This is a genomic window from Micromonospora sp. NBC_00330 (genome assembly GCF_036136635.1).
GTDB classification, from domain to species: domain Bacteria; phylum Actinomycetota; class Actinomycetes; order Mycobacteriales; family Micromonosporaceae; genus Micromonospora; species Micromonospora salmantinae.
The window spans coordinates 2,400,497-2,425,174 of the sequence record NZ_CP108012.1 but is presented as its reverse complement, the minus strand read 5'-3'; the positions used below and the strand labels follow the sequence as shown (position 1 = coordinate 2,425,174).

Below are 24,678 nucleotides of genomic sequence, written 5' to 3'. Positions count from 1 at the left end.
GTGTGCGGCATCGCGTTGAGCATCGGCCCCGAAGCCGACCCGGCGACCTTCCGGCGGATGCTCGCCGCACTGGCCCCGCGCGGGGAGGTCACCGAGACCCGGTCCGAGAGCGGGCTGCTCGCCGGCACCCGCCGACTGCGGGTCGTCGACCGGGACCGGGCGGTGCAACCGTGGACGTCGACCGACGAGCGTTGGCTGCTCTGCTTCAACGGCGAGATCTTCAACTACCGGGAGTTGCGGGCGCAGCTGACCCGCCTGGGGCAGGCCTTCCGCACCGAGAGCGACACCGAGGTGCTGCTCGCCGCGTTCCAGCAGTGGGGCGAGGCGGCGGTGACCCGACTCCGTGGCGAGTACGCCTTCGCGGTCGTCGAACGGGCCACCGGCCGGGCGTACCTGGCCCGCGACCCGCTCGGGGTCAAGCCGCTGTACTGGTCCCGTCGACCCGGCTGCCTGCACCTCGCGTCCGAGGTCAAGGCGCTCGTCGGGCACGGCGCCCCGATCGCCGAGGTGCCGCCCGGGCACCACGGCTGGGCGGAGGCGGACGGGCACGTGCGGCTGAGCCCGTACGTCGACCTGCTCACCCTCGGCGACGGCCTGCCGGTCATCGACGACCCGGACGAGGCCGCGCTGCTGGTCCGCGCCGCGCTCAGCGACGCGATCCGGATGCGGGTGGAGACCGACCTGACCGTCGGGGTGGTGCTCTCCGGTGGGCTGGACAGCTCGTTGACCCTGCGGCAGGTGCGCGACATCCACCCGGACTGCGTCGCGGTGACCGTCGGCGTGGCCGACAGCCCCGACGTGGCGTACGCCCGGCGGCTCGCCGCCGACCTCGACGTGCCACACGTGGTGGTCGAGCTGCGACCGCGTGACATCCGGCTCGCCGACGTCCGCGAGGCCATCCGGATCTCCGAGCTGACCGAGTACGGCGACATCATCAACGCGGTCGTCTCGGTGCCGATCTTCCGGCGGCTCCGCGACCTGGGCATCAAGGTGGTGTTGACCGGCGACGGCTCCGACGAGCTGTTCGGCGGGTACCCGATGTACCACCAGGTCGCCCCGGCGGCGGCCCGCCGACTGTTCCTGCACCGGATCCGCAACCTGTGCCGCACCGAGTTGCAGCGCGTCGACCGGGCCGCCATGGCGTACGGCGTGGAGGCCCGGGTGCCGTTCCTCGACCTCAGCGTGGTGGAGCTGGCGATGCGGTTGCCGGTGGATCTGAAGCTGCGCCACGGGCAGGAGAAGTGGATCGTCCGGCGCGCGTTCTCCGACGTGCTGCCGGACTACGTCCTCCGCCGTCCGAAGAACCCGATGTCGTACTCGTCGGGGTTGCACGAGCGGGTCCGGCTGTACAAGCCGCTCTTCGCCCGGCTGCACCGCTCGTTCGGCTACGACCTGCAGGAGCCGGTCCGTCGGGACTTCGACACAGTGCTGAGCCGCTGCGGCAACGACCTGGACCGGGCCATCGCCGACGGGCTGACCCGACCCGACTACACGGTCCTGGAGCACGCCCGCGACCTGGTCGGCGCGGCCAAGTGGAACGCCGCTCCGATGGTTCGCCGGCTGGTCGGCCCGCGCCCCGCCCGCCACTGACGGTCGCCCCGCACGCCACGCTTGACTCTGACACGGTGTCAGGGACGAGTGTGAGGGGACCATGTTCACCATCGGAGACTTCGCCAGACTCGGCCGGGTGTCGGTGCGGATGCTGCGCCACTACGACAGCATCGGCCTGCTGCCCCCCGCCAGCGTCGACCCGCACACCGGCTACCGCTTCTACCGCGCCGACCAGCTGCGCCGGCTCAACCGGGTGATCGCCCTCAAGGAGTTGGGCCTCACCCTCGAACAGGTGCGCGCGATCGTCGACGACGCCGTCGACGTGGCCGAGCTGCGCGGCATGCTGCGGCTGCGCCGGAGCCAACTGGCGGAACAGTTGGCCGCCGACACTGCCCGGCTCACGGCCGTCGAGGCGAGGCTCCGAATGATCGAGTCGGAGGGTCGGATGACCACCCAGGACGTCGTCCTCAAGGAGATCGCGCCGGTTCGCGTCGCGGAGCTGACCGCCGTCGCGCCCAGCTACCAGGGCGAGGACATCGGCCCGGTGATCCAGCCGCTCTACCCGGAGCTGTTCCGTCGACTGGACGCCGCCGGAATCACGCCGACGGGGCCGGGCATCGCCTGGTACGAGCCGGCCGACTCGGGCGGCGACGCTGTCGTCGTACACGCCGGTGTGCTCGTCGACGCCGAGCCGTCCGCGGCGCCCGACGTCACGGTGCGCGACCTGCCGGAGCTGCGCAACGCTGCGACGATCATCCATCACGGTGCGATGGACGACGTCGAGCCGAGCATGCAGGCGCTCGCCCGGTGGATCGAGGAGAACGGCTACCGCACCGACGGCTTCGCCCGGGAGGTCTACCTCGACTACTGCCCGGACACCCCCGAGAAGGGCGTCACCGAACTTCAGGTCGCCGTGTACCGCGACTGAGCGCTCAGCTCACCAGCAGCAGCGCGCCGACCGCGGCGAGCGTCGCGGTGACCGCGAGCAGGGTGCTGGTCAGCACGAACCGGGTCACCGGCACCGCCACCCCGGCCGCCCGGCAGCGCTCGAACCACAGCAGGGTGGCCAGCGACGCCCAGGGGGCGGCCAGCGGGCCGACGTTGGTGCCGATCAGCAGGGCCAGCAGGCGGGTGTGGTCACCGGTCGGCAGCACCGACTCGCCGGCCAGGTAGGCGGGCAGGTTGTTCACCGCGTTGGCGAGCAGCGCTCCGGTGCCACCGGCGCGCAGGGCACCCAGCGCGCCACCGTCGGCGCCGACCAGGGTGCCGACCAGGTCGTCCAGCCCGTGCCGGCCGAGGGTCTGCACCACCAGGAACAGGCCGGTGACGAAGAACAGCAGGCGCACCGGGACCAGCCCCGGGCGAAGCGTGGCGGGGGAGCGGACCAGGAACCCGACAAGCACCAGCGCGAGCCCGACGGTGGAGGCGATCTCGATCTCCACGCCGGCGAGGATGCCGACGACGAAGATCAGGCAGCCGGCGAGCGCCGTACGGTGCAGCACCCTGTCGGCCGGCACGTGCCGGGCCGGCGGGACGAAACGCCCACCGAAGGGCCGGTCCTTCCGCCACCACCCGAACCAGAGCACTGCCATGGTGACCGCCACTGCGGCGAGCTGCGGCAACGCCATCCGAGCCGCGTACGCCAGGGGTGCCAGCCCGACGCGGTCGGCGGCGAGCAGGTTGGTCAGGTTGGACACCGGCAGCAGCAGGCTCGCGGTGTTCGCCAGCCAGACCGTGGTGACGGCGAGCGGGGCGGCGGGGATCCGCAGGTTCCGGGCCAGCGCGAGCAGCACCGGGGTGAGCAGCACGGCTGTGGTGTCGAGGTTGAGCACGAGGGTGGTCAGCGTGGCGAGACCACCGCAGAGCAGGAACAGCACCGCCCACCTGCCCCGGGAGGCGATGGCCAGTCGGCTGGCCAGCACGTCGAAGACACCGGCCACGGCGGTCAGCTCGGCGAGCACGATCACGGTGCCGAGGAACAGCAGCAGCGGCAGGATCCGGTGCAGGGTGGCGGTGGTCTCCGCGCGGGGGAGCAGCCCGCTCAGCGCGCAGGCCGCCCCGACCACGGCGAGGACGGCCGCCACCAGGTCCAGCGGGTGGGGCCGCCAGCGCGTGGTCGGTTCGGGCGGGGCGGCAACTGTCACATCTGTTCACGTTGGCACAGCGTCTGACCAGCCGGTTCGCAACCCCCGTCCTGGTGACGGGCCCCACCGTGCCCGCCCGCGAACCGGTCCGGGCCCGTCACGTCCGGCAACGCCAGGTCCGATCCCCGCCAGCAATCCATCGGCGGCGGGCTGCTTCATGTTCGCCGTGGAGCGGGCCGACAGGTGACGACACCAGCCGCACCGGGCGGCGCAGGCGAGCAACCGTCGACCGGCCCCATCGCGTCCTATGGATATGCGCAAGACCCTGCCGGCCGCCGCGACGGCCCTCCTGCTTGCCCTCACCTCCTGTGCCCCGTCAGAGCCGCCGGGGCCGCCGGGGCCGCCGCGCGCCGGCCCGCCGCCGGCCACCCCGGCCGCCTCCCGCCAGGACCCGGAGCAGGCCGAGCGGACCATGGCCAGCCTGCGCCGGGTGGACGACCTGCCGCTGTACGAGATGACCTACGTCGGGGCGTACGACCCGACGGTGGGCACCGACGCGCCGCCACCCAGCCCGTTCGGGTGCTCGCTGTTCGTCGCCGCGGGCGACCCCGACCGGCCGGTGTTCGCCCGCAACTTCGACTGGGACGCCAACCCGGCGCTGGTGCTGCGGACCGACCCGCCGGACGGGTACGCGTCCCTCTCGCTTGTCGACATCTCCTACCTCGGGGTCGGTGCGGACCCGGCCGGTGACCGTCGGCTGCTCAACGCGCCGCTGTTGCCCTTCGACGGGATGAACGAGCGGGGCCTCGCGGTGGGGCTGGCCGCCGACGACGCGGCCACGGCCCGCCCCGTGCCGGGCAAGCCCACCGTCGGCTCGGTCCGGATCCTGCGGCTGGTGCTGGACCGGGCCGCCACCGTCGACGAGGCGATCGCCGTCTTCACCGGGCACAACCTCGACTTCGACGGCGGGCCGCCACTGCACTACCTGCTGGCCGACGCGACCGGAGCGTCAGCGGTGATCGAGTTCGTCGATGGTGAGCTGCGGGTGGAACGGGGCGCGGGCGGCTGGCAGGCGCTGACGAACGTGCCGGTCGTCGGGGTGCCCGAGCAGCGGCGGCGTGCGGACCGCCGGTACGGGCAGATCGCCGCCGCGCTGACCGACGCCGGCGGGGTGCTGGACGTCGCCGCGGCGCACCGGCTGCTCGCTGCCGTCCGTCAGGGGCACACCCGCTGGTCCGTCACGTACGGCCTGCGCAGCGGCGAGGTCCGGCTGGTCACCGCGACCGGTGCGGGCGAGCGGCGCTACCGACTGCCGATGAGCTGACCGGTCGGCTCTCCCGGACGTGGCCGGGCCCGGCCCCCGACGATCGGGGACCGGGCCCGGTGTGGTGCGCGGTGCTTACCAGCCCAGGTAGCTGGGCTGGGTCTGCACGTTGAGCTCCTGGTAGCGGGTCAGCTTGGCCGACCAGGTACGCCAGTCGTTCAGCTCCAGGACGTCCAGGCCCTTCACCATGTCGTTGGAGTAGATGTGGCCGTTGTAGTAGTACGCGGACCAGGTGCCGCCGCCGACGAACGTGTCGGCCGAGAGCGGGCCGCGCTCCCAGAAGGCGATCTCCTTCGGGTTGGCCGAGTCGGTGAAGTCGAACACCGAGATGCCACCCTGGTACCACGCCTGGACCATGATGTCCTTGCCGAGCACCGGGATCAGCGAGCCGTTGTGCGCCACGCAGTTCTCGGTGTCGGCGTTCGCCCGGGGGATCTTGTAGTAGCTGCGGAAGGTCATCGTCCGGGCGTTGCCGCGGCCGGCGATGTCGTAGATGGCGTCCGCGCCGCGGTTCGGGCCGACGGTCTCGTTGCAGGTCGCCGCCCCGCCGCCACCCAGCTCGTCGGTGAAGATCACCTTGGTGCCGGAGTTGTTGAAGGTGGCCGAGTGCCAGAACGCGAAGTTGACCTCGTCCCGGACCCGGTTGATGACCCGGGGGGCCTCGCGGTTCTTGATGTCGAGGAGGATGCCGTCACCCATGCAGGCGCCGGCGGCCAGGTCCTTCGACGGGTAGGCGGTGATGTCGTGGCAACCGGTGGTCGCCGAGCCGGTCTGGCTGCCGGGGAAGCCGCCGTCCGGGAAGAGGTTCGGCGTCGCGACCACTGCCGCGTCGGTCGGCTTCTTCACCGGCACCTTGATGATGGAGATGGAGTCGTGCGGCGGCTGGCAGTCCGGGAATTCGGCCCGCGGGCTGTACGACGAGACGTACAGGTAGACGGCCTTGCGGTCCTTGCCCGGCACCAGGGTGTGGGTGTGTGAGCCGCAGGCCGTCTCGACGGACTTGATGTAGCGCGGGTTGGCCTTGTCCTTGATGTCGAAGACCTTGATGCCCTCCCACGAGCCCTTCACGTCCGCTCCCTGCGTGGTGCTGTTGCAGGAGTCGTCGCTGCGCGACGAGTCGGTGGAGAGGAAGAGCAGGTCACCGTGGACGGAGATGTCGTTCTGCGACCCCGGGCAGAGCACCCGGGCCTTGACCGTCGGCGCACTGGGCCGCGAGATGTCGTAGATGACGAAGCCGTTGTAGTTGCCGGCGAACGCGTACTTGCCCTGGAAGGCGATGTCGCTGTTCGTCGCGTCCAGTGGGGCGACCTTGGGCAGGTTGGCGATCTGGCGCAGGTTGGGGCTGCTCACGATCTCGTCGACGCCGGGGATCGTGTTGGTGAGCGCGGGGGCCTTGGCCGCCTGCGGCACCGTCTGGGCGTTGCTCGCCGGGGCGACGAGGGCGCTGGCGACGAGGAGGCCGGTCGTGGCGAGCGCCACGACACGCAGTTGTCGTAACCGTGGCTTGTGGAATCTGATCATCGGCGGGGGGCCCTTCGCAAGGGGGAGACGATTGTTGACACGTTACCGTCCGACGAAGAACGTCGATGTGAGCTGGATCACATGAAAGCGGGTTCTTCAATGGATAACATCGCGGTGACCTCGACTGCAGGGAGTGGCCCATGACCAACCGGCGCGCACGCATCCTGGCGGTCGTCACACTGGCTCTCGTGTTGCCGCTGGTGGTGTTCTTGGTGATCCGCCTCGACGGCGACACCGGTACGAGCGCACCGCAGCCGGTCTCCGCGCCCGCCACCTCCGCCGCGTCGCCGACGGTCAGCCCCGTCCCCACCGACCTGACCGTCATCGCGCCCGGCCGTCCGGGCGAGACGGCGGCAACCCGCCCGGCGCACGAGGTCCGCGACGCCGGTCCTGCCCCGCACAACTCGCTGGACGTCTGGTTCGTCCGGATGATGATCCCGCACCACGCGCAGGCCCTGGCGATGGCGGAGCTCGCCCCCGACCGGGCCGCCGACCCCGACGTCCGGGCCATCGCCGAGCGCATCCGGGCCAGCCAGGGGCCGGAGATGGGCATGATGCGCGGCTGGCTGCAGACCCGTGGCCTCCCGGCGGAGGTGCAGGGGCACGACCACGGCACCATGCGCGGCATGCAGTCGCCAGAGGCGATGCGGCAACTCGCCGCGGCCCGCGGCGCGGACTTCGACAGGCTCTTCGTCCGGATGATGACCGAGCACCACCAGGGCGCCATCGAGATGGCCACCAACCTGCTCACCGTCGGCTCCGACCTGACGCTCAACGAGTTCGCCAACTCCGTCGCCACCGAGCAGACCGTCGAGATCGACCGCATGCGCGAGGTCCTCGGCGGCTGAGCCGAGGCGAAGGGCCGAGCGTCCCGGCACGTACGCTGGGTGACCGTGAGACGCACAGTGTTCGGTCGCCCGCTGCGCGGCGTCGCCTTCGACGTGGCCGTCGCCGCGCTGGTGGTGCTCGTCTCCCTGGCCGCGGCGGTCAGCCAGCCGGGCGGTTGGGCGGCCACGGCCGTCGGCGTGGGGATGGCGGTGGCGCTGCTGTTCCGCCGCACCCACCCGAGCGCGGTGACGGTGGCGGTCGCGGCGCTCGCCCTGATCCAGGTGATCGCCCGCTGGGGTCCGCTCATCTACGACGTGGCAGTCCTGATCGCGCTCTACAGCGTGGTGAAGTACGGCCGGCGGCTGCGCGACGGCGTACTGGCCGGCGCGGTCGCGGCCGTCGGCGTGCTACTGGCCGCCGCACAGACTCCCAACGTCATCCAGTGGTGGGTGACCGCGCTGTGGTACGCGCTGGTCACCGGCGCGGTGTGGCTGGTCGCGCTGAACGTGCGGACCCGCCGGCTCTACGTGCTCAGCCTGGAGGAGCGGGCCACCACCCTCGAACGTGAGCGGGAGGCCGAGTCCCGGGCGGCGGTCGCCGAGGAGCGCACCCGGATCGCCCGTGAGCTGCACGACGTTGTCGCCCACAGCATGGCCGTGATGATCGTCCAGGCGGACGGGGCCCGTTTCATGCTCGACCGTGACCCCGCCCAGGCGCGTACCGCCGTGAAGGTGGTCGCGGACACCGGCCGGCAGGCGCTGGAGGAGATGCGCCGCCTGGTCGGCGTTCTGCGCGACGCCGGCCCGGCCGGCGCGGACGGATCCGACGGGCTGGCGGTGGCGGCCGACCCCGAGCACCGACGCCTCGCGCTGGCCGAGCTGCCCGACCTGCTGGCCCGGTTCGACGACGCCGGTCTGCACGTCCGCAGCACCGTCACCGGTGCGCCACCGGCCCTGCCGCCGGGCCTGGAGCTGACCGTCTACCGGGTGGTGCAGGAGGCGCTGACCAACGCGCTCAAGCACGCCGGCGTCGGCGCCGGCGTCGAGGTCGTCCTGTCGTACACCGCCGAAGCCGTCGCGGTCCGGGTGGTCGACGACGGTCGCGGCCGCCCGCTGGTCAGCCCGGCGCCGTCCGGCGGTCACGGCCTGCTCGGCATGCGGGAGCGGGTGACGGTGTACGACGGCAGCCTCACCGCCGGTCCCCGGCTGACCGGGGGCTGGCAGGTCGAGGTTCGGCTGCCGCTACCGTCAGAGCCGGCAACGGAGGTGATCGCGGCATGACGGTCCGGGTAGTGATCGTGGACGACCAGGCGCTGGTCCGCGCCGGGTTCCGGATGGTGCTGGAATCCCAGCCCGACCTGGAGGTCGTCGGGGAGGCGATCGACGGCGCCGACGCCCTGCGGGTGCTCGCCCGCACCGAGGCCGACGTGGTCGTGATGGACATCCGGATGCCCACCATGGACGGGGTGGAGGCGACCCGTCGACTCTGCGCCGAGCGGCCCGCGGGCGGCCCTCGGGTGCTGGTGCTGACCACCTTCGACACCGAGGCGGACGCGTTCGCGGCGCTGCAGGCCGGGGCGAGTGGCTTCCTGCTCAAGAACGTCCCGCCGGAGGAACTGCTGGCCGCGATCCGGGTGGTCGCCCAGGGCGACTCGGTGGTGGCTCCGTCGATCACCCGGCGCCTGCTGGACCGGTTCGCCGGGCAGCTCGGCGCCGCCCCGAGCGCCGACCCTCGACTCGCGCAGCTCACCGAACGGGAACGTGAGGTGCTGCTGCTGGTCGCCCAGGGGCTGTCCAACGCGGAGATCGCCGCCCGGGTGCACGTGGCCGAGGCGACGGTGAAGACCCACGTCGGGCGGATCCTGGCGAAACTCCAGCTGCGCGACCGGGTCCAGGCGGTGGTCCTGGCGTACGAGAGCGGGCTGGTCACGCCGGGCGGATGACACCGCGTACGACCTGGGTCGTAGCGGTCGGTGGGTGCACCGCGACCCGGGGCGCACGCAGGTCGAGCGCTCAGGTGGAGATCGACGGACCGGTGCCGGCCATAGCGTCGGAGGGGTCTGATCCGCCACCTGCACCGGGAGCCCCGCATGATCCGCCTGACCCTGCGTTCGCTGCGCGCCGAGGCGCTGCGCATGCTGCTCTCGGCGCTCGCCGTCGTGCTCGGTGTCGCGTTCGTCGCCGGCACGATGATCTTCGTCGACGGGATGCGGGCCGGGGCGTACGAGCGGGCCGGCACCTTCGACCGCCACACCGACCTCGGGGTCTACTCGGCCGGCCGGGAGGTGTTGCCCCCGGCGCTGGTCGACCGGGTGCGGGCGGTCGACGGGGTGGCCGCCGCCGCCGGTGAACTGACCAACACCGCCGGGATCGTCGGCGCCGACGGTCGGCCGGTGCTCGGCTTCACCATGCTCGTCGCCATCCCCACCGAGGACGCGCTGCGCTCGTACGACGTGGTGGCCGGTCGGTTGCCCGACCGGGCCGGGGAGGTGGTGCTCGACGCGCCGACGGCGGCCGAGCAGGGCTTCGGGCTCGGCGCGGCGGTCCGGATCGGCGCCACCGGTGCAGCGGCCCGCCCGTACACGGTGGTGGGCACCGTCGACGTGGCCGGCACCGCCCGCGACGTCGGCGGTCCGTTCGTCGGCATGGTCGGGCCGGACGCCTTGGCCCTCACCGGCGAGCGGGGCTACGGCCGGATCATGGTGGCGGCCCGACCAGGTGCCGACGTCGCGGCGCTCACCGAGAAGGTACGCGCCGTGTCCGGCGCCGAAGCCACTGTGAAGAGTCGCCAGCAGATCCTCGACGAGGCGGTGGAGGACGCGGTCCGCAACGTGGACCAGTTCCGCATGCTGCTGTTGATCTTCGTGGGGGTCGCGATAGTGGTGGCCGGCTTCGTGATCGCCAACACCTTCGCGATCGTGCTGGCCCAGCGCACCCGACGGACCGCGCTGCTGCGCCTGATCGGCGCCACCCGGGGGCAGGTCTTCCGGGCCACAGTGCTGGAGTCGGCGGTGCTGGGGCTGGTCGCCTCCGCGCTCGGGGTGCTGCTCGGGGTGGCCCTCGCCGCCGGGTTGCGGCTGTTGCTGTCCCGACTGGACGTGCCGGTCACCGGTGGGCTGACCGTGACCGGTTCGACAGTGCTCACCGGCCTGCTGCTGGGCACCGGGCTCACCGTGTGCGCCGCCCTGCTGCCGGCCTGGCGGGGCACGCGGATCGCCCCGGTGGCCGCGCTCACCGACGCCGCGGTGCAGCCCAGCCGGGGCGCTGGTCGGGTTCGGCTGAGCATCGGCGCGGTGGTCCTCGCCGTCGGCGTGGCGGCGTTGGCCGGCGCCGCCAGCGCCGCTCAGCTTCTCCTGGTGGCGGTCGGTGGGGTGCTCACCTTCTTCGGGATCGTGCTGTTCGGGCCGGTGCTCGTCCCCGCGCTGGCCCGGGTGTTCGGCTGGCCGGTCCGGCGAGTGCTCGGCACCATCGGTGAACTGGCTGTCAACAACACGGTGCGCAATCCGCGGCGGGTCGCCGCGACGGCCACCGCCCTGGTGATCGGTATCGGACTGGTCTCGGCGTTCATGGTCGGTGCACGCAGCACCAAGGACGGCATCGAACGCAGCGTGGACGCCCAGATCGGGACGGACTTCGTGGTCAGCGGAATCGGTCAGGACCTGCCGGCCGCGCTCGTCGGTGAGCTCGCCTCCCGTCCCGAACTGGGTGTGGTGCACGAGCAGCGCAGCACCGTCGTCGACGACGTCGAGATCCGCGCGGCCCACCCGGCGCTGGTCGGCCGGACGCTGAGCGGGGTGCTGGCCGGCGACGCCGAGCGGGTCGGGCCGGGGCAGGTGCTGGTGCACAGCGAGTTGGCACGGGCCCGCGGCTGGCAGGTCGGCTCCCCGGTGACAGTCAGGGGGAAGGCGTTCCGGGTGGCCGCCGTGGTGACCGACGACAGCCCCGGCGGTGAGGTGCCCGCCGGTCACGTCATCGACGTGTCCGACCAGGACTTCGCCGCGCTCTTCCCCGCCCGGCGCGGCTACCTGGCCGAGATCGACCCCGCCGCCGGGGTGAGCCCCGAGCGGGCCCGCGACGCGATCACCGCGGTGCTGGGCCGCTACCCGACGGTGAACCTGATGGACCAGGGCGCCTACAAGAAGATGCTCACCGGCACCGTGGACATGCTGCTCGCCTTCGTCACCGCGCTGCTCGGTCTGGCCGTCGTGATCGCCCTGGTCGGCGTGGCGAACACCCTGAGCCTGTCGGTGGTCGAACGGACCAGGGAGAACGCCGTGCTGCGGGCGGTCGGGCTCACCCGAGGGCGGATGCGCGCGGTGCTCGCCGTCGAGGCGGTGCTGATGGCGCTGGTCGGCGCGGTGCTCGGGGTCGGGCTCGGCACCGGAGTCAGCGCGTCCACGATGGCCCTGCTGGACCGCCTCGGCGGTGACTTCCACGTGGTGCTGCCGCTCGGCCAACTCGGGCTGATCCTCGGTGTCGCGGTGCTCGCCGCACTGCTCGCCTCGGTGCTGCCGGCCCGCCGGGCGCTGTCCCGCCCGGTCGTCGAGGCGCTCGCCGACCAGTGACCCGGTCGCGGTCCGGACCGGCCGGTCCGACCTCGGTGACCGGACGGACATCCGCCGGCCGGTCCCGCCATCTTCCCCGGCGGCGGGACCGGCCAGCGGTGCCGGGTCTACAGGCGCTCGACCATCGGGCCGACGCACCGGTTGCGGGTGTCGAAGACGTAGCGGGCGTGCCTGACCACGAGGTCGTAGTCGAAGGTGTCATGGTCGGTGACCACCACCACCGCGTCGGCCGCGCGCACCTCACGCTCGCTGAGCCCGACCACTGTGATCCCGGCGGGGATCTGGTGCGCCTCGGCGTACGGCTCGACGGCGTGCACCTCGGCGCCGAGGGCCTGCAACCGACGGGCCACGTCCACGGCGGGGGAGTCGCGCATGTCGCCGGTGTTCTTCTTGTACGCCAGACCGAGCAGCAGCAGTCGGGCGCCGCTGACGGCCCTGCCGTCCCGGTTCAGCCCTCCCATGATCCGCTGCGCGACGTGTTCGGGCATCTCGTGGTTGACGTCGTTGGCCAGCTCGATGAACCGGAACTGCCGACCGAGGCGGCGCTTGACCTGCCAGGACAGGTAGCACGGGTCGATCGGCAGGCAGTGCCCGCCGACGCCGGGGCCGGGCCGGAACGGCATGAAGCCGAACGGCTTGGTCGAGGCGGCGTCGATCGCCTGCCAGACGTCGATGTCGAGGTGGTGCGAGAGCATCGTCAGCTCGTTGATCAGCGCGATGTTGACCTGGCGGAAGGTGTTCTCGATCAGCTTGGTCAGCTCGGCGACGCGGGTGGAGTCCACCGGCACGGTGCGTTCCACGAGGAGCTGGTAGAACCCGTCCACCCGGGCCAGCGCCGCCGGGTCCACACCGGAGACCACCTTCGGGGTGTTTTCCAGGCGCCAGGTCGGGTTGCCCGGGTCGATCCGCTCGGGGCTGTAGCCGAGGTGGAAGTCACCGGGGCTGGTCAGGCCGCTGGCCGACTCCAACAGAGGGCGCAGCAGCTCCTCGGTGGTGCCCGGGTAGGTGGTCGATTCCAGGATCACCGTGCAGCCCGGGCGTACGTAGGGGCCGATACCGATGCCGGCCTGCTCGACGAAGCTCAGGTCCGGCGTCCCGTCACGCAGCGGGGTCGGCACCGTGATGACGCAGATGTCGAACCCGTCAGCGTCGGTGTACTCCGTGCTGGGGTGGTAGCGGCCACTGCCCAACGCGCGGCCCAGCCGGTCGGCCGGAATGTCCTCGACGAACGACTCGCCGGAGGCGAGGCGCTTCACCCGGTCGGCGTCGACATCGAGACCGACCACGTCGAACCCCGCCTCCACGGCCCGCATGGCCAGCGGCAGTCCGACGTACCCCTGACCGATCACGACCAGCTTTTCAGCGCTCACGCAGGCTCCTGCAGCAGATGGGGTAAATAGCCTGCTGAGAGCCTAGAGGCGTCTTCGGCGTCGTAAGTCCGTTTTGGGGATATCGGTGCTGGTGGGACTGACGGGGGTCGGCTCAACCGCCCGCCGGCACCTCCGGATCGAGCGGCGGGCTGGAGGTGGCGGGTGGATCAGGAGGCGCGCTGGTCGTCGGCGGCGCGCCCGTCGTGGGCGCCGCGCTGGTCGGCGGCGCCGTGGTGACGCCCGCCGTCGGCGTCGGCGAGTTGACGGTCTGGCTCGGCTGCACGCTCGGCGTGGCGGAGACCGAGGCCGACGGGGAGTTGCCGGGGACGTTCGGCCGGTCCGGCCGGCCCGGCTCGACGCTGGTGATCTGCTCGTTCGCCGCGGGCAGGTCGACGGGACCGCTCGGCGCCGTCGTCGGCGAGGTGGCCGGCAGATTGACCGCCGGGTCCTCGCCGACGCCACGCGTCGCGGCCAGCGCCGCGCCGAGCCCGACCAGCGCGACCAGCATGGCCGCCGCCGCGCCGACGAGCGGACCCCGCCGTCGCTGGCGCCCGTCGGCCACCGCCGCCCCGGCCGGCACGTCCGTGCGCGTGCCCGGCCCGGCGTCGCGCAGCGCGACCGGCCCGGCCATCGCCGTCGGCGGCTCGCCGCCGGTGACCGCCGTCCGAGCGGCCTCGGCCATCGCCGCTCCGCTCGTGAACCGCTCCAGCGGATCCTTGGCCAGGGCCCGCGACACCAGGGCGCGGACCGCCTCCGGAATGTCGTGCGACAGCTCCGGCGGCTCGTCGTCCAGGTGCCGCACGGCGACCTGGAGCGGATTGTCACCGGTGAACGGCGGACTGCCGGTCAGGCAGCAGTAGGTGACAGCGCCCAGGGCGTAGATGTCGGTGGCGCCGCTGACCGGCCGACCGGCGGCCTGCTCGGGAGCCATGTAGAGGGCGGTGCCCGGCACCGCGTTGGTGCTGGTGATGCTGGTGATGTCGGTGGAGCGGGCCACGCCGAAATCCACCAGGACGACAGTGCCGTCCTCCTGCACCAGCAGGTTGCTGGGCTTGACGTCGCGGTGCACGATGCCGCCGCGATGCGCCGCGTTGAGCGCTGCGGCCGCCTGGGCCACGATCGACATCGTCTCGGCCACGTCGAGCCGCCCGGCCGCCTCGATCCGCTTGGACAGCGGCTCGCCGGCGACGAACTCCATGACGAGGTAGTCCGCCCGCCCGCCGTCGGGGAGGTCGTCCGCACCGCAGTCGAAGACCTGCACGATGCCGGGGTGCCGCAGCGCCGCCATGATCCGGGCCTCGGCGCGGAACCGGGCGATGAAATCGGGATCGGAGACCAGCGCCGGCAGGAGAACCTTGACCGCGACCTGCCGGCCGAGGATCAGGTCGGAGGCACGCCAAACGTCGCCCATGCCGCCCGTGGCGACACGTTCGTCCAAGCGGTAGCGACCGCTGAGCACGACCTCCGATGACAACACCGCATTACCGTACCTAGAGTGGCGCGGGGCGGCGCGCCGTGGCAGGGCCGCCGGGTGGCTGGTTCAGACTGGCCGATCCGGCCTGACCTGTGTGGACGCTCGCCCTCAGTGACGCTGTGGATGTGTGGTGTCACGAAAAGCGACTATTTTCGTCGCTCGGGTGGTCGACGGTCGCAAGAAACCGCCTCCAGGCGTGGTCGGCGTCTGCTGCGTACTGGCCGTTACGACGACGCGCCGTCGGCCCGGGTTGATAATTGTCACTCTTCCGTGACACGACGCCGACTTGTCGCGTCGTGAGCCCCCTCTTAGCGTTAGCCCGGCTCGGGCCCTCCCGGCTACCTCGGCGCGCAGCGCGCCGATCGACCACCCTGGCGTTGGCCCCCGGACACGTCGCCCCGACAATCGGGGTCGCGGGCACAATCGGAGCGGTGGAGGGCGGTGCGGTGCTGGTGCTGATCGGGCGGACGACTCGTGCCGCGTGGCGTGCGCCAGCCCGGTTGGTCGGGCCGACACGCCCCGAACGCTGCGTGGGCCGCGCATGACCGCCGACCTGTCGCAGGTGGTGACCGCCGCGCAGGCCGGGGACGAGGAGGCGTTCCGCTTTCTCTACCGCAGCCTCCAGCCCGGGCTGCTGCGGTATCTGACCGCGCTCGTCGGCGCCGATGCCGAGGACGTCGCCTCCGAGACCTGGCTCCAGATCTCCCGTGACCTGCCCGGCTTCACCGGGGGCGAGTTCCGGGCCTGGGCGGTCACCATCGCCCGTAACCGCGCGATGGACCACCTGCGCCGGATGCGCCGCCGCCCCTCGCTCCCGGTCCCGGTGCAGGCGCTGGTCGAGCTCGCCAGCGACGCGGACACGGCCGAGCGAGCCAGCGAGACGATCGGTACCGAGACCGCTCTCGCGCTGATCGCCACCCTCCCGCCCCGGGAGGCCGAAGCAGTCCTGCTGCGGGCCGTGATCGGGCTGGACGCGGGATCCGCCGGCCGGGTGCTGGGCCGACGGGCCGGCGCCGTGCGGACGGCCGCTCACCGTGGCCTACGCCGGCTCGCGGTCCTGCTGGAGCGGCAGAGCCCGGCCGAGTCGTCGGTCGGGGTCGAGGGGGTGCCACCGCCGCGTGCGGGGGGCGGCCCCGCCCTGCGGGCATCGCACGTCGAACCGGCGGACGGCTGACGTGAGGGGACTCCCGATGAACCCGTTCCGGCGGGCCGACCACGCCGACACCGAGCGGCTGCTCGACTCGGCCCCTGCCCGGGTGGATGCCACCCTGGATCAGGGCCCCTCCATCACGCCCGCAGAAGTGGACGCGAACTCACCCGAGGCTCACCTGAGCGCCCCGAACGTGCCCCCGGCCGAGCCGGTGGCGGCGTTGCTCGCCGCGGCGGCCGGACCCGTCCGCCCCGGCGAGTTGGCCGGGGAGGACGCCGCCGTGGCCGCGTTCCGGGCCGCCCGGGCCAACCCGGCGCCGGCAGTGCCGCAGCGGCCACGCCGTCGCCGGATGACCACCGGCGCGGTGGCCTGGATCGGCGCGGTGGCAGCTACCGCCACCGCTGGAGCCGCCTTCGCGGCAGTCACCCGGGACCGAGGGCCAGAACCTGTCGCACCGGCACCGTCGTCGCGCCCGTCACCCTCGACGCACCAGGGCGCATCCCGGTCGAGCGAGCCCGGTCGGTCGGTAGGCCCCGGCGCCCCGTCGCCGGGCGCGCCGCCGCCCGTCACCGCCACGCCGCCGGCCAGTCCCCCTACCGTCGGCCAGGTGCACGGACTGTGCCGCGCGTGGCGGGCGAAGAAGCCCGAGCAGCGGGAGAAGGCGCTGCGCACGCCGGCCTTCCAGAAGCTGGTGACCGCTGCCGGCGGCCCCGCCGAGGTCGAGGCGTACTGCCAGCGGCTGGTACCCGAGACGAAGCCGTCCGAGCCGGCGAAGGGCACGCCCTCCGAGTCGGCGAAGGGTAAACCGTCCCCATCGGGGAAGGCCCCGCCGTCACCGTCGCGACCGGGCCACCCCGCCGCCGGCTGACCGGTCGGCGGTGGGAGCGGTTTGGTTCCGCCCTGCTTCGGAAATTCGTCTGTTAGACAGAGATTGGTGGCACCGTGCACGCCCCCCGACGGTGTCGGTGGGTGGGTTTACGGTGGCACGGTGTGCCGGACCCGGCACACCGGAGAGGGGGCCCGACCCTTGGTGACGTCATCCGACCTGGACCGCAGCGCCATCCTGCGCGAGTCCGCAGCCGCAGTCCGACACCTCGCCCGGATCTGCTTCAAGACCGGCCCACCCACCCACACCGGCGTCGAACTGGAATGGACCGTGCACGACGCCGCCGATCCCGCCCGCCCCGTCGACGCGACGCGGCTGCGGGCGGCGCTGGGGCGGCACAGCCCCGCCACGCTGGATGCCACCAGCCCGGCCCAGCCGCTGCGACACGGCGGCATGGTCACCCTGGAGCCGGGTGGCCAGTTGGAGATCTCCACCCCGCCCCGCCCCTCGGTCGCCACGTTGATCCGCGCCACCGAGGCCGACATCGCCCAGGTCACCGACCTGCTGGCCGCCGCCGGGCTGATCCTCGGCAGCAGCGGCATCGACCCCCACCGACGGCCCCGCCCGGTGGTGGAAACTCCCCGTTACCGCGCGATGCGCGGCGCCTTCGACCGAAACGGCCCGGCCGGTCGCACCATGATGTACAGCACCGCCGGCCTGCAGATCTGCCTCGACGCCGGTGAGCCGGACCAGGTCGCTGACCGCTGGGCCGCGGCCCACGCGGTCGGGCCCCCACTGCTCGCGGCGTTCGCCTCCGCCGCTCGACACGCCGGGCGGCGCACCGGTTGGGCCTCCGCCCGGATGGCCGCCTGGCTGGCCATCGACCCGGCTCGGACCCGCCCGGTCTGGTCGCCCTCGCGGGCCGGGGACGATCCGACCGACGCCTGGATCAGCTACGTGCTCGCCGCGCCGCTGCTCTGTCTGCGCCGGCGCAGCGCCGACTGGGCCGCGCCACCCGGGGTGACCTTCGCCGACTGGCTCGACGGCGCGCTGCCACAACCGCCCACCACCGATGACCTCGACTACCACGTCAGCACCCTCTTTCCGCCGGTGCGGCCGCGCGGCTACCTGGAGCTGCGCTACCTGGACGCCCAACCCGGTCGCGGCTGGCGGCTGCCACTGGCGGTGCTGACCGCCCTGTTCGGCGACCCGGGCACCGTGCGCGAGGCGTACACGATCGCCACGCCGGTGGCGCACCGCTGGTCGGATGCCGCCCGGCACGGCCTGGCCGACCCGGCGCTGGGCGCCGCCGCGGCGGCCCTGCTCGACCTGGCCCTGGGCGCCATGCCCCGCTTGGAGCTGCCGGCCAGCGCCCACGACGAGATCCGGCGAGGGGTACGCCAGCGGCTGGCCGCCGCAGAGAGGAGAGACCAGTGAGCGCGAGGAGTGAGCCGGTTCTGCGAGCCGCGGAGGCGGGCCGGGTCGACGGCGAGCAGTTGCGCGACCACATCGCTGTGGAGTTGGCGCGGGCCCGCGCCCGCACCGCGTTGCTGACCGAGGTGGTCGACGACGCCGACCTGACGCGCCAGCATTCACCGCTGATGTCGCCGTTGGTCTGGGACCTTGCCCATGTCGGTAACCAGGAGGAGCTCTGGTTGGTCCGGGACGTCGGGGGCCGGGAACCGGTCCGGTGTGACATCGACGAGTTGTACGACGCGTTCAAGCAGCCTCGCCGGGACCGCCCGGCGCTGCCCCTGTTGCCGCCCGCGGAGGCGCGCGCCTACCTGGCCACCGTTCGGGACAAGGTGCACGACCTGCTCGACGCGGTGACCTTCACCGAACGGCCGCTGGTCGCCGACGGGTTCGCCTTCGGCATGATCGTGCAGCACGAGCAGCAACACGACGAGACCATGCTCGCCACCCACCAGCTGCGCTCCGGCCCGGCGGTGCTGCACGCCCCGGCGCCGCCCGAGCCGTCGGTCCGGGTCGGCGCGGAGGTGCTGGTGCCGGCCGGGGAGTTCACCATGGGCACCGACACCGATCCGTGGGCGTTGGACAACGAACGTCCGGCGCACCGGGTCGACCTCCCGGCGTACGTCATCGACGCCGCCCCGGTGACAAACGGCCAGTACGCGGCCTTCATCGCCGACGGCGGCTACGCCGAGCAGCGCTGGTGGAGCGTGGCCGGCTGGGAGCATCGGGTTCGGGAGCAGCTCAGTGCCCCGATGCACTGGCGTCCCGACGGCGACGACTGGTCGTATCGGCGCTTCGGTCAGTGGGCGCGGGTCCGGGCCGACGAGCCGGTGGTGCACGTCTGCTGGTACGAGGCGCAGGCGTACGCGGCGTGGGCGGGCAAGCGGCTGCCGACCGAGGCCGAGTGGGAGAAGGCGGCCCGGTGGGATCCGACGACCGGGCGGTCACGTCGTTACCCCTGGGGGGACGACGACCCGACCGAGGCGCACGCCAACCTCGACCAGCGCCATCTGCGGCCGGCGCCGGTGGGCGCGTATCCGGCCGGCGCCTCGTCGTTGGGTGTGCACCAGCTCATCGGCGACGTCTGGGAGTGGACCTCGACCGCGTTCGACGGGCATCCGGGGTTCGCCGCGTTTCCCTACCGCGAATACTCGGAGGTCTTTTTCGGCGGCGACTACCGGGTGCTGCGCGGTGGCTCGTTCGGCACCGACCGCTCCGCCTGCCGGGGCACCTTCCGCAACTGGGACTACCCGATTCGCCGGCAGATCTTCAGCGGTTTCCGCTGCGCCCGGGACGCGCGACCGGACGAGTCGTACCGGTGAGTCGCCGCACGACCGGCGGCCCGGCGGCGGGCCGGGGGCCCTGATGTGTCGCCACCTGGCCTACCTGGGGCCGCCGGTCACCCTGGCCGAGCTGTTGTTCGACCCTCCGCACTCGCTGGTGCGGCAGTCCTGGGCGCCCCGTGACATGCGCGGCGGCGGCACGATCAACGCCGACGGCTTCGGTGTCGGCTGGTACCCGGGTGAGGGTGAGCCGGTGCGGTACCGGCGGGCGCAGCCGATCTGGAGCGACCCGACCATCGCCCAACTGGCCGCGGTGACCCGCAGCGCCGCGGTGGTGGCGGCGGTGCGCTCGGCCACGGTTGGGATGGCGGTGCTCGACGGCGCGGCGGCGCCCTTCGCTGAGGGGCGATGGCTGTTCAGCCACAACGGTGTGGTCCGCGGCTGGCCGGACGCCGTGGTGCCGCTCGCCGCCGGTCTGCCGGTGCGTGACCTGCTCACCCTGGACGCCACCACCGACTCGGCGCTGCTCTGGGCGTTGGTGCGGCATCGGTTGCGCGCTGGTGCCGACCCGGTCGAGGCGGTCGGGCGGACGGTGAGCGATGTCGCCGCCGCCGCCCCCGGGTCGCGGCTCAACCTGCTGCTCACCGACGGGCACCGGGTGGTGGCGAGCGTGGCGGGGCACGCGTTGTCGGTCCGCGAGACGCCGGGTTCGGTGCTGCTCGCCTCCGAGCCACACGACGACGAACCCGGGTGGCGGTCGGTGCCGGAGGGGCACCTCGTCGTCGCCACCGCGGGTGAGGTGCTGGTACGTCCACTGCCGACCCCGGTGAGTCGCGCCGGGCAGGCACGCAACGGCTGATCGAACGAAAGGAGCGAGCCGATGACCGCGGAACCCCTGGAGATCTACCTCGAAGAGGGTGAGCTGGAGCGTGGTCTGCGCGACGACGTCCGGGCCGGGCTGAGCGCCGGGCGAAAGTGGCTGCCGCCGAAGTGGTTCTACGACGCCCGGGGCAGCGACCTCTTCGAGGAGATCACCCGGCTGCCCGAGTACTACCCGACCCGGGCCGAGCGGGCGGTGCTGGCCGCGCACGCTCCCGACATCGCGACGCTGACCGGGGCCAAGACGCTCATCGAGCTGGGCTCCGGCTCGTCGGAGAAGACCCGGCTGTTGCTGGACGCCTTCACCCGCCGCGGTGGGCTGGGCACGTTCGTCCCCCTCGACGTGTCGGTCAGTGCGCTGCGAGGGTCCACCGCCCAGATCGCTGCCGACTATCCCCGCCTGCGGGTGCGGGGCATCGTGGGGGACTTCACCCGGCAACTGGACCGGCTGCCCACCGGCGGTCGGCGGTTGGTGGTGTTCCTCGGCGGCACCATCGGCAACCTGTTGCCCGCCGAGCGGGCCGAGTTCCTGACGGCGATGCGCGCCGCGCTGGAGGTCGGCGACTGGTTGTTGCTCGGCACGGACCTGGTGAAGGACCCGTCGGTGATCGTTCCGGCCTACGACGACGCCGCCGGGGTCACCGCCGAGTTCAACCGCAACGTGCTGCACGTGATCAATCGGGAGTTGGGCGCCGATTTCGACCCGGCGGCGTTCGACCATGTCGCCGTGTGGGATCCGGACCACGAGTGGATCGAGATGCGGTTGCGGGCGACCCGGCCGATGAGCGTGCGGGTGCTGGGGCTGACAGTCGATTTCGCGGCGGGGGAGGAGCTGCGTACCGAGGTCTCGGCGAAGTTCCACCGGGAGGGAATCGCCGCGGAGTTGACCACGGCCGGCTTCGCCACGGCGGAGTTCTGGACCGACCCGGACGGGCTCTTCGGTGTCACGCTGGCGCGGGCGCGGTGAGCCTGTTCACCCGGCTCGGCCGAGCCCGGCGGTGATCCGATAGGCTGATCACGCGAAGGGGAGTAGCCCCCAATGTCGTGGTCGACATACTGGTGCGTTCCGCATCCGGCCACGCGGCCTCGGTGTTTCTCGGGGCGGGCGAGACCTTCGACTCAGGCTGTTGCAGCCGGGTCGAGGGCGCCCCTGTACCTCCTCCCGGCGTGAACGGGAAGGACGTCATGGAGGGATTTTTCGCCGCGCTGGTCGTCAGCTTCGGCGTCATCTTCGTCGCCGAGCTGGGGGACAAGTCCCAGCTGATGGCGCTGACCTTCGCCACGCGGTTCAAACCGATTCCGGTGCTGATCGGCATCACGGTCGCCACAGCGGTGGTGCACCTGGCGTCGGTCGCCATCGGCGTGGGTCTCGGGGCGGTGCTGCCGACCGAGTGGATCTCCCTGGTTGCCGGTGTGGCGTTCCTCGGCTTCGGTGCGTGGACGCTGCGCGGTGACAAGCTCACCGAGGAGGAGAAGCGCAAGGCGGAGAAGACGAGCAAGACCGCGATCGTGGCGGTGTCGGTGGCGTTCTTCCTCGCCGAGCTGGGCGACAAGACGATGCTCGCCACGATCACCCTCGCCACCAAGTACGGCTGGTTCGGCACCTGGCTCGGCTCCACCATCGGCATGGTGGCCGCGGACGCGCTGGCCATCCTGGTCGGCCGGATGCTCGGCCGGCGGCTGCCGGAGAAGACCATCAAGTACGGTGCCGCGATCCTCTTCGCCATCTCCGGTCTCTGGCTGATCCTGGAAGCGGTGAACGAGCTGACCTGAGCACCGACTAGCTGCCCGGAGGGCGGGTAACGGCCCGGGGTGGAGCCGGCCGAGTTGTTGCGCCAGGGCGACCAGGTGCTGGTTGCCGTGGTCGAGGTGGCCGGCGCGCTGGTGATCTTCGTGGGCGCGGTGTGGGCGGCGGTGCGGTTCGTTGTCGAAGGGCTGCGACATCGCAGCGCCGCCCGCTTCACGCCGATCCGGCTCTCGCTGGGCCGCTTTCTGACCCTCGGCCTGGAATTCCAGCTGGCGGCCGACGTGCTGCGCACGGCGGTGTCCCCGTCGTTCACGCAGATCGGCCAACTGGCCGCGATCGCGACGATCCGAACGGCGTTGAACTACTTCCTGGGCCGCGAGATCCGTCAGGAGCAGCGTCAGGTGGCCGAGGGGGAGCGTCGACAGTGACGGGCACCCTGGTCACGGTGGTAACCGCAATGGCGCTGGTCGCCGGGGTGCTCACCACGCTCACCACCGGGGCGCTGCGCAGCGGCGTCCGGGTACTGCTGGACCTGCTCACCGCGGCCGGCCTGCTCCGGCTCGCCGGCGAGCCGGGTTGGAACGGCCTGGCCGGCGCGGTGGCGATCATCGCCCTGCGTCAGCTGCTCGGGGCGGCGCTCAGCCGCCCACCCCCATGGTCCGGCCGACAATCCCCGGCGCGCTGCGCCGAGGACGATCACCACCTACCGTTGGCCTCGACAGGTGAAACGGGAAAAGCGGGAGGATGACCACATGAGCCGGCACGACGAACCGAACGAGTACGGCTACGCCGGCGGTGCCACCGCCCCGGAGCCGCCGCCCGGCGGGAAGCCCGACGAGCAGGATCGCGTCGAGGCGGTGGCGGTGCCGGGCGACGACCTCACCGGGCCGACGGCCGAGGCGCTGGTCGAGGAGACCGAGGACCTGCCGCCCGCCGACCGTCGCCGCTGAGGGCGAGCCCGCGCGGTTGGTGCGGCGGCGCGGCACGACGGCGAACCGCGCTCGCCGCGCCGCCCTTAGGCGTTTCGCGCTCGCCGCGCCGCGCCGGCGTGTTCAGCGGGCGTCGGGGTGCTGGTAGACGTCGGGTACGCCGTCCCCGTCGGCGTCCAGCCGCTCCTTCTCCGCCACCCCGCGGTACGCCGCGTTGCGGCGGCTGAGCACCGTGGCGGCCAGCCCGGCGGAGATCACCGAGCCGAGCAGCACGGCCGCCTTGACCCGGTCGTCGGCAGTGCTTCCCGGCCCGAACGCCAGGTCGCCGATGAGCAGCGAGACGGTGAAGCCGACGCCGGCCAGCAGGGCGATCCCGAGCAGGTCGGCCCAGGTGATGTCCTCGTCCAGTTCGGCGCGGGTGAACCGGGCCAGCAGGTACGTCGAGCCGAAGATGCCGATGCTCTTGCCGAACACCAGGGCGGCGACGATGGCGATCACGATCGGGTCGCTCAGCAGGGCGCCGAGGTCGGTGCCGCGCAGGGTGACCCCGGCCGCGAAGAGGGCGAAGATCGGCACCGCGAAGCCGGCCGACACCGGCCGCCAGCGGTGTTCCAGGCGGGCGGCGAGCCCACCCTCGCCCGCCTCCGCACTGGCGGTGGCCGTCTGGTCGCCGCCCGCCCGTCGACGGGCGAGCACCGGGACCGTGAAGCCGAGCAGGACACCGGCGACGGTGGCGTGCACGCCCGAGGCGTGCATCAGTGTCCAGGCGGCGATCGCGAGCGGTATGAGCGCCCACCACCAGGTGCGCCCCCGCTGCACCAGCACCGCGAAGAGCCCGATGGGCGCGAACGCGGCGAGCAGCGGTACGGGATGGAAGTCGGCGGTGTAGAAGATCGCGATGATGGTGATCGCGAACAGGTCGTCGACCACCGCGAGGGTGAGCAGGAATGCGCGTAGGCCCTGGGGCAGATGTGAGCTGACCACAGCGAGTACGGCCAGCGCGAATGCGATGTCGGTGGCGGTCGGAATGGCCCACCCGCGCAGGCCCTCCCCGCCCCCGCTCAGCACCACCGCCACGTAGATCAGCGCCGGCAGCACCATCCCGCCGAGCGCTGCCGCAATCGGCAGGGCGGCTCGGCGCGGGTCGCGGAGGTCACCGGCGACGAACTCCCGTTTGAGCTCCAGGCCCACCACGAAGAAGAAGATGGCCAGCAGGCCGTCAGCCGCCCAGGTGGCCAGATTCAGGTCGAGGTGCCAGGGCGCGCCGGGCCAGGGCACGACGTCGCCGAGCCTGGTGTACGAGTCGGACCACGGGGAGTTGGCCCAGATCAGCGCGATCAGAGCGCCTGACAGCAGCAGCGCGCCACCGACTGTCTCGGTACGCAGCACGCCGGCCAGGTGCCGGGCCTGCGGCCAGGACGATCGGGAGAACAGCCGGATCTTCGGCGGACGCGGGCCTGGTGGCGGGGTGGGGGAGGTCAACTTCGGGCTCACCTACAGGAGTCGGGACGGCAGGAATCCACTCGCCGACCAGACTTCCCGGCACACCGCTGTCGACCCTATCCGGCGGCGCGGTCGGCGGCGACCGCTGGGCCGATCGGACGCCCTCCGATCGGCCTTCGACTTTTTCCTCGGTTGTCGCCGCTGCCGAATGGACGTTTGTCGGGTTGGTCAT

At 72.6% G+C, this 24,678-nt stretch carries 22 protein-coding genes; 17 read left to right on the top strand and 5 right to left on the bottom strand.

Annotated features, from left to right (window positions below; genetic code table 11):
* Positions 1-1,590 (top strand): asparagine synthetase B family protein, encoded by a 1,590-nt coding sequence (locus tag OG598_RS10760; RefSeq protein ID WP_328654279.1) that lies wholly within the window; start codon positions 1-3, stop codon positions 1,588-1,590.
* Positions 1,591-1,651: 61 nt separating this feature from the next.
* Positions 1,652-2,479: a MerR family transcriptional regulator gene (locus OG598_RS10755; protein WP_328654278.1), complete on the top strand. Its 828-nt coding sequence runs from the start codon at positions 1,652-1,654 to the stop codon at positions 2,477-2,479.
* Positions 2,480-2,483: 4 nt separating this feature from the next.
* On the opposite strand, the gene OG598_RS10750 is transcribed toward OG598_RS10755, so the two are convergent.
* On the bottom strand, positions 2,484-3,695 hold the full coding sequence (locus OG598_RS10750; protein ID WP_328654277.1) for an SLC13 family permease: 1,212 nt from the start codon (positions 3,693-3,695) through the stop codon (positions 2,484-2,486).
* 247 nt (positions 3,696-3,942) lie between these two features.
* On the opposite strand from OG598_RS10750, the gene OG598_RS10745 reads away from it, so the two are divergent.
* The gene (locus tag OG598_RS10745; RefSeq protein ID WP_328654276.1) at positions 3,943-4,959 is read left to right on the top strand and encodes a linear amide C-N hydrolase; all 1,017 of its coding nucleotides are present in this window, start codon (positions 3,943-3,945) and stop codon (positions 4,957-4,959) included.
* A gap of 75 nt (positions 4,960-5,034) precedes the next feature.
* Here the strand turns inward: OG598_RS10745 and OG598_RS10740 are convergent, their stop codons facing one another.
* Positions 5,035-6,480 (bottom strand): LVIVD repeat-containing protein, encoded by a 1,446-nt coding sequence (locus OG598_RS10740; protein ID WP_328654275.1) that lies wholly within the window; start codon positions 6,478-6,480, stop codon positions 5,035-5,037.
* Positions 6,481-6,620: 140 nt separating this feature from the next.
* On the opposite strand from OG598_RS10740, the gene OG598_RS10735 reads away from it, so the two are divergent.
* The 4 genes from OG598_RS10735 to OG598_RS10720 all read left to right on the top strand — a co-directional run bounded on the left by OG598_RS10735 (position 6,621) and on the right by OG598_RS10720 (position 11,872).
* Positions 6,621-7,328, top strand: coding sequence for a DUF305 domain-containing protein (locus OG598_RS10735; protein WP_328654274.1), 708 nt, complete (start codon positions 6,621-6,623; stop codon positions 7,326-7,328).
* A gap of 39 nt (positions 7,329-7,367) precedes the next feature.
* Positions 7,368-8,588, top strand: coding sequence for a sensor histidine kinase (locus tag OG598_RS10730; protein WP_328654273.1), 1,221 nt, complete (start codon positions 7,368-7,370; stop codon positions 8,586-8,588).
* Complete coding sequence (locus tag OG598_RS10725) at positions 8,585-9,250, top strand: response regulator (RefSeq protein WP_091397823.1); 666 nt, start codon at positions 8,585-8,587, stop codon at positions 9,248-9,250. The genes OG598_RS10730 and OG598_RS10725 overlap by 4 nt, the downstream gene beginning before the upstream one ends.
* Before the next feature lie 147 nt (positions 9,251-9,397).
* Positions 9,398-11,872 carry an ABC transporter permease gene (locus OG598_RS10720; protein ID WP_328654272.1) on the top strand — a complete coding sequence of 825 codons (2,475 nt, stop codon included), beginning with the start codon at positions 9,398-9,400 and terminating at the stop codon, positions 11,870-11,872.
* Between the two features lie 107 nt (positions 11,873-11,979).
* On the opposite strand, the gene OG598_RS10715 is transcribed toward OG598_RS10720, so the two are convergent.
* Both OG598_RS10715 and OG598_RS10710 read right to left on the bottom strand, forming a co-directional pair.
* On the bottom strand, positions 11,980-13,242 hold the full coding sequence (locus OG598_RS10715) for a nucleotide sugar dehydrogenase (RefSeq protein WP_328654271.1): 1,263 nt from the start codon (positions 13,240-13,242) through the stop codon (positions 11,980-11,982).
* Positions 13,243-13,354: 112 nt separating this feature from the next.
* Entirely contained in the window at positions 13,355-14,719 is a 1,365-nt protein-coding gene (locus OG598_RS10710) for a serine/threonine-protein kinase (RefSeq protein ID WP_328654270.1), read from the bottom strand.
* 538 nt (positions 14,720-15,257) lie between these two features.
* Here OG598_RS10710 and OG598_RS10705 point away from each other — a divergent pair.
* From OG598_RS10705 to OG598_RS10660, 10 genes are all read left to right on the top strand, one after another.
* Complete coding sequence (locus OG598_RS10705; protein ID WP_328654269.1) at positions 15,258-15,890, top strand: RNA polymerase sigma factor; 633 nt, start codon at positions 15,258-15,260, stop codon at positions 15,888-15,890.
* Positions 15,891-15,906: 16 nt separating this feature from the next.
* Entirely contained in the window at positions 15,907-16,734 is an 828-nt protein-coding gene (locus OG598_RS10700) for a hypothetical protein (RefSeq protein WP_328654268.1), read from the top strand.
* A gap of 159 nt (positions 16,735-16,893) precedes the next feature.
* Entirely contained in the window at positions 16,894-18,129 is a 1,236-nt protein-coding gene (egtA, locus tag OG598_RS10695) for an ergothioneine biosynthesis glutamate--cysteine ligase EgtA (protein WP_328654267.1), read from the top strand.
* A 20-nt stretch (positions 18,130-18,149) separates the two neighbouring features.
* The gene (egtB, locus tag OG598_RS10690; protein WP_328655308.1) at positions 18,150-19,487 is read left to right on the top strand and encodes an ergothioneine biosynthesis protein EgtB; all 1,338 of its coding nucleotides are present in this window, start codon (positions 18,150-18,152) and stop codon (positions 19,485-19,487) included.
* A 43-nt stretch (positions 19,488-19,530) separates the two neighbouring features.
* Positions 19,531-20,307, top strand: a complete 777-nt coding sequence (egtC, locus tag OG598_RS10685; RefSeq protein WP_328654266.1) for an ergothioneine biosynthesis protein EgtC — start codon at positions 19,531-19,533, stop codon at positions 20,305-20,307.
* Between the two features lie 21 nt (positions 20,308-20,328).
* A complete protein-coding gene (egtD, locus tag OG598_RS10680; RefSeq protein ID WP_328654265.1) occupies positions 20,329-21,294 on the top strand; it encodes an L-histidine N(alpha)-methyltransferase in 966 nt (321 codons plus the stop codon).
* A gap of 218 nt (positions 21,295-21,512) precedes the next feature.
* A complete protein-coding gene (locus OG598_RS10675) occupies positions 21,513-22,100 on the top strand; it encodes a TMEM165/GDT1 family protein (protein WP_328654264.1) in 588 nt (195 codons plus the stop codon).
* A 39-nt stretch (positions 22,101-22,139) separates the two neighbouring features.
* Positions 22,140-22,502: a DUF1622 domain-containing protein gene (locus tag OG598_RS10670; RefSeq protein ID WP_328654263.1), complete on the top strand. Its 363-nt coding sequence runs from the start codon at positions 22,140-22,142 to the stop codon at positions 22,500-22,502.
* Entirely contained in the window at positions 22,499-22,822 is a 324-nt protein-coding gene (locus OG598_RS10665) for a hypothetical protein (RefSeq protein WP_328654262.1), read from the top strand. The genes OG598_RS10670 and OG598_RS10665 overlap by 4 nt, the downstream gene beginning before the upstream one ends.
* Before the next feature lie 4 nt (positions 22,823-22,826).
* Positions 22,827-23,024 (top strand): hypothetical protein, encoded by a 198-nt coding sequence (locus OG598_RS10660; protein ID WP_238672039.1) that lies wholly within the window; start codon positions 22,827-22,829, stop codon positions 23,022-23,024.
* A gap of 102 nt (positions 23,025-23,126) precedes the next feature.
* Here OG598_RS10660 and nhaA read toward each other — a convergent pair whose 3' ends face one another.
* Positions 23,127-24,485, bottom strand: a complete 1,359-nt coding sequence (gene nhaA, locus OG598_RS10655) for a Na+/H+ antiporter NhaA (RefSeq protein ID WP_442931499.1) — start codon at positions 24,483-24,485, stop codon at positions 23,127-23,129.
* Positions 24,486-24,678: the final 193 nt, after the last annotated feature.